A 2,859-nucleotide genomic window follows, 5' to 3' on the forward strand; every position below is an offset into this window, starting at 1 on the left:
TAAGGGAATCAAATCTACGCATTTCTGAGTTTTGCTATTCTACTTTATTAATATACATTTATTGGTATACTTTATACACTACAAAGAGGTTCATAATTAGCTATTTATTATCAATAAGGAAAGGAATGGTGATTAAATGAAGTTATATAATACATTAACGAAGAAAAAAGAAGAGTTCAAACCGATAGAAGAAGGAAAAGTACGAATGTATGTCTGTGGACCTACGGTTTATAATTATATTCATATTGGTAATGCAAGACCTATGATTATGTTTGATACTGTGAGACGTTATTTCGAATACAAAGGGTACAATGTAAATTATGTATCTAACTTTACTGATGTTGACGATAAGATTATTAAGAAGGCAGTTGAGGAAGGGGTTCCTACAACTGTGATTACAGAGAGATATATCAATGCTGTTAAAGAAGATATGAAAAATCTTAATGTAAAGCCTGCAACGAAACATCCTTTAGCAACACAAGAAATCGATGGAATGATTGAGATGATTCAGAACTTAATTGATAAAGGCTATGCTTATGAGAAAAATGGATCCGTGTATTTTAGAACAAGAGATTTTAATGGATATGGGAAGTTATCTAAGAAGAACATTGATGATTTGGAAGCTGGCGCTAGAATCGCTGTTAGTGATGAAAAAGAAGATCCAATGGATTTCGTATTATGGAAACCTAAGAAAGATGGAGAACCATATTGGGAATCACCTTGGAGTCAAGGTAGACCAGGTTGGCATATTGAATGTTCTGTTATGAGTAAGAAATATCTTGGTGACCAAATTGATATCCATGCAGGTGGAGAAGATCTAATTTTCCCTCATCATGAAAATGAAATTGCTCAAAGTGAAGCAGCGAATGGGAAAGAATTTACTAAGTACTGGTTACACAATGGTTTCTTAAACATTGATAATAAGAAGATGTCTAAGTCAGAAGGTAACTTCTTCACTGTAAGAGAAGTTGGCGCAGAGTATCCATATGAAGTACTTCGTTTCTTCATGCTTAATGTTCACTATAGAAGTCCAATTAATTTCAGTAGAGAATTAATGGAATCAGCTAAGAATGCATTAGAGAGAATTAAGAATTCAGTTAGCAATTTAGCACATTTATCTGAAAATGCTCCTGAGAGAGAATTAACAGCTGAAGAAAAAACTTTCTTGGATTCTATCGCCAGTTTAAAAGACAAGTTCGAGGCAGCCATGGATGATGATTTCAATACAGCTGATGCAATTGCAGCAATCTTTGAAATGGTTAAAGCAGCAAACTCAAAGTTATCAGCAGATTCTGCAAAGCAATTACTTGATGAAACAAAGAAATATATAGTAACATTAACAGATGTATTAGGTGTTAATGTTGATGTGAAAGAAGAATTACTTGACGCTGATATTGATCAATTAATTAAAGATAGACAAGATGCTAGAAAGAATCGTGATTTCAAAAAAGCAGATGAGATTCGTGATTTACTATTAGATAAAGGAATTATACTTGAAGATACGAGAGAAGGAGTAAGATGGAAGAGAGCGTAAATTCGATGAATGAATCGACTGAGGCTGAGATATCCTTTGCGAAATATCTAAGAAGTTCCTTTCAATTAGAAGATGTAGATATTAAGACGTATTCGCCGTTAACCCTTGCTTATATTGGCGATGCTATATATGATGTGATCATACGTACTTTATTAGTGGAGAAGGGAAATGCACCAGTTCAGAAACTTCATAAGAGAGCAAGTTCTCTTGTGAAGGCATCTGCGCAAGTAGCAATGTTTTATGCCATTAAGGACGAGCTAACGGAATTAGAGATGAGCTTCTATAAGAGAGGCCGTAATGCGAAATCCTTCACTTCAGCAAAGAATGCGTCCATTACGGATTATCGTATGGCGACTGGTGTTGAAGCGCTAGTAGGATATCTATATCTAACAGATCAGATGCCACGAATTATTGAGTTGATGAAGATTGGACTTACTCAGATCGAGAAAGCAAAGTAGGATTGCCAAGAGGCAGATAGGAGTTTTATGAGATACGAAGAATTAACAATTGAAGGTAGAAATGCGGTTTTAGAAGCATTTCGTGCAGGTAAGACAGTAGACCGTTTATTTATATTGGATGGTTGTCAAGATGGACCAATTAAATCTATCTTAAGAGAAGCAAAAAAAGGTGATACAATCATCAATTTCGTGAAAAAAGAACGTCTAGATCAATTATCTGAAACAGGAAAGCACCAAGGAGTTATCGCTTATACAGCTGCATATGATTATGCAACAGTAGAAGATATCTTACAAGCAGCCAGAGATAAGGAGGAACCTCCTTTTATAATTGTATTAGACAATATCGAAGATCCACACAATCTTGGGGCTATGATTCGTACAGCTAACCAAGCTGGAGCTCATGGAATCATCATTCCTAAGAGAAGAGCAGTTGGGCTTACAGCGACAGTTGCCAAGACTTCTGCAGGAGCTATCAACTACACACCAGTTGCTAAAGTGACAAATCTTGCAGCAACTATCGAAGACCTAAAGAAAGAAGGGTTATGGTTTGTGTGTGCAGATATGGATGGAGAAGTTATGTACAAGCTAGATCTTAAAGGACCAATCGGCCTTGTAATTGGTAGTGAAGGAGAAGGTGTTGGAAGATTGGTGAAAGAAAAATGTGATTTCGTAGCTAAGATTCCTATGCTTGGTAACATAGATTCCCTTAATGCATCAGTAGCAATGGGTGTACTTTCTTATGAGATCGTTAGACAGAGAATGAATTAAACCTGATTAGTATAGGTAGATAAATAAATTAAATAAAAGACCTTTACAGTAAAAATATTATTCAAAAGGGCTTTAATTTTTTATTTAAGTGCAATAATT

General features: G+C 35.2%; 3 protein-coding genes. All 3 read left to right on the forward strand.

Annotated features, from left to right (window positions below; genetic code table 11):
• Window positions 1-136: 136 nt before the first annotated feature.
• The 3 genes from cysS to rlmB are packed head-to-tail and all read left to right on the forward strand — an operon-like array spanning window position 137 to window position 2,760.
• Window positions 137-1,534 (forward strand): cysteine--tRNA ligase, encoded by a 1,398-nt coding sequence (cysS, locus tag ACW2QF_RS19185; RefSeq protein ID WP_455717623.1) that lies wholly within the window; start codon window positions 137-139, stop codon window positions 1,532-1,534.
• Complete coding sequence (locus ACW2QF_RS19190; RefSeq protein ID WP_455717624.1) at window positions 1,519-1,992, forward strand: Mini-ribonuclease 3; 474 nt, start codon at window positions 1,519-1,521, stop codon at window positions 1,990-1,992. Before cysS ends, ACW2QF_RS19190 begins: the two co-directional genes overlap by 16 nt.
• 27 nt (window positions 1,993-2,019) lie before the next feature.
• Entirely contained in the window at window positions 2,020-2,760 is a 741-nt protein-coding gene (gene rlmB, locus ACW2QF_RS19195; protein WP_455717625.1) for a 23S rRNA (guanosine(2251)-2'-O)-methyltransferase RlmB, read from the forward strand.
• The last annotated feature ends 99 nt before the right edge of the window (window positions 2,761-2,859 follow it).

The organism is Anaerosporobacter sp. (assembly GCF_965301125.1).